3 protein-coding genes and 1 pseudogene are annotated in these 1,653 nt (G+C 64.8%); 1 reads left to right on the forward strand and 3 read right to left on the reverse strand.

Going from position 1 to position 1,653, the window contains the following annotated elements; translation table 11 throughout:
• Both AC1D2K_RS34360 and AC1D2K_RS34365 read right to left on the reverse strand, forming a co-directional pair.
• Positions 1 to 197, reverse strand: a pseudogene (locus AC1D2K_RS34360) (hypothetical protein); the annotation flags it as partial.
• Entirely contained in the window at positions 194 to 775 is a 582-nt protein-coding gene (locus tag AC1D2K_RS34365) for a hypothetical protein (RefSeq protein WP_478094866.1), read from the reverse strand. The pseudogene AC1D2K_RS34360 and the gene AC1D2K_RS34365, both read right to left, overlap by 4 nt.
• A 216-nt stretch (positions 776 to 991) precedes the next feature.
• Here AC1D2K_RS34365 and AC1D2K_RS34370 point away from each other — a divergent pair, with 216 nt between their 5' ends.
• Positions 992 to 1,201, forward strand: coding sequence for a hypothetical protein (locus AC1D2K_RS34370; RefSeq protein WP_478094869.1), 210 nt, complete (start codon positions 992 to 994; stop codon positions 1,199 to 1,201).
• A gap of 13 nt (positions 1,202 to 1,214) precedes the next feature.
• Here AC1D2K_RS34370 and AC1D2K_RS34375 read toward each other — a convergent pair.
• A partial coding sequence (locus tag AC1D2K_RS34375; protein ID WP_478094871.1) for a methyltransferase domain-containing protein occupies positions 1,215 to 1,653 on the reverse strand: 439 nt, incomplete at its 5' end.

Genomic DNA, 1,653 nt, shown 5'->3' on the forward strand with positions numbered 1-1,653 from the left:
CGGCCGGGTTCTTCAAGACACCGGCCCGCTTGATGCCCGCAATAGCCGGGCGCGGCTCGCAGGAGCGCCGCAGCCGCGCCAAGCGAAATTTCGAAGGCCGCTTCGCCAAGCTCGGAAAGTTCAATGAGGACAACTTCGAGTACGCACGACGAGCTTGTAGACCGCGCTGCGGCCTCGGTCGAAATTTTCTCGCTCACTCGATGACACGCCCCGTCTTCAAGTAGTACAGCGCGAACAGGAGGTAAGCCGTTCCCCAGATCAGTTCGCTGCGGTTGGCGTACTTCTTGGGCTGGTTGAAACATCCGTTCAAGAGCACACCACGTGGATGTTTGCCCGAACTTTCGTTGAACGGTGTCAGATGCTGGAGGAAGCCATCGAGCATGGGGGCAAGCCTGTCCGTGGCAGTACGGGCGGTAGGGTGAAGCGTCGGCAGAACTGCCATGCGGGCCAACTGCTCGACGACCACAGCCGCCGCGGACGTGTCCAAGGGCACCGAGGCCCGATCCTGGCTGAGGGCGGGGTCCTTGAAGTCCCATGGAGGAACCCCCGATTCGCCCGTCTGGCTGATCCAGTAGCCCAGCAGCTTGTTTCCGATGGCCAGGTATCGTTCGTCACCAAGCGCTTCGCACGCGCGCAGGTAGCCTGCCACGGCCCAAGACTGTCCGCGCGACCAGCAACTCTCGTCGTGAGCGCCCAACAAAGTGTAGTGACGCAGCTTCTGTCCGGTCGCGGCGTCGTAGTCGATGAACTCGATCGTCGATCCATCCTCCAGCACGAAGTCCCGGGCCCAGCCCGGCAGCTACGAGGAGTTCAAGGTCCGGCTGAACGGGATCGATACCCTTGGCTGATCGCCTGGGGGATGGGGGGTGCTAGCGGTCGGCATCGCCGTCACCGCGCTGGCCGCCGATTTCATGTTCTTCGGCGCCGGTGCGGTGCTGCTCGGCCTTGGAACGGCGATGGTTCCCCGACGCTGCTGGCAGCCATCGGCGACGTGGCTCATCCCTCCTGGCGAGCATCCGCCGTCGGGATCTATCGCCTGTGGCGCGACCTCGGCTACGCGGTGGGGGCGCTGCTGGCCGGCATCACGGCCGACTTGTTCGGCCTGGCCTCGGCCGTGTGGCTGGTGGCCGGGCTCACCCTGCATTCCGGCGTGGTCGCAGCGCTTCGCATGTACGAAGCCCTTGCGAGACAGGCAGGGTGAACCTTTGGGCGCTTCAGACCTTGTCCGCGCGCAGCGAGATGCTCTTCACGCCGAACTTCTTCGTAGCACCCTGGGCGTTGTCGGACAGAAAGCGATACTGCTCGTTGACCTGTTCCGCCACGATGCGCAAGCCAGCGGCCTCGATGGCCTGCTTGTAGCGTTCCACCTGCCAGGCGCCGCCGATGCAGGCCGCCCACAGCGTCGTGTTGCAGGCGATGGTTTCCGGCAGGTCCACCGCGGTGACGATGTCGGCGATCGCCAGCCGGCCGCCGAGCCGCAGCACGCGGGCGGCTTCGCGAAACACCTGCGGCTTGTCGACGGCCAGGTTGATCACCCCGTTGCTGATCACCAAGTCGAAGCTGTCGTTCTCGAACGGCGCAGCATCGATGTAGCCCTTGACGTAGGTGATGTTGGGCACGCCTTGCCGCCGGCGCAGCGCTTCGGCCTTGGCG

The organism is Variovorax sp. P1_H12_2 (assembly GCF_056405335.1).